The organism is Acetivibrio ethanolgignens, from assembly GCF_001461035.1.
Lineage (GTDB): Bacteria > Bacillota > Clostridia > Lachnospirales > Lachnospiraceae > Velocimicrobium > Velocimicrobium ethanolgignens.
Window position 1 is genome coordinate 1 of the sequence record NZ_LNAM01000049.1, and the last position, 252, is coordinate 252.

Below are 252 nucleotides of genomic sequence, written 5' to 3' on the forward strand. Positions count from 1 at the left end.
TGTAAATGGCTATAAATTTTTTAAAATTAATGCGAAAAGTTTTTATTCCTCAAAGCTGTGTCAACACCAAGCTCTCTTGCAATCTGGCTTTTATTGATGTTTAGTGAAGAATTTTCTGTAAACGGTTTCAATTTGTATAAGTCCTCCAATGAATTAATCTTTAAATCTACAATAATGCTGCTTTTTAAAATCATACTGTTTACCTCCATGGTAACAGTATAGCATTTGTACATTTTTATTTTGGATTTTTTG

General features: G+C 28.6%; 1 pseudogene. It reads right to left on the minus strand.

Going from position 1 to position 252, the window contains the following annotated elements:
- Nucleotides 1-26 precede the first annotated feature (26 nt).
- A pseudogene (locus ASU35_RS19110) lies at nucleotides 27-252 on the minus strand (hypothetical protein); the annotation flags it as partial.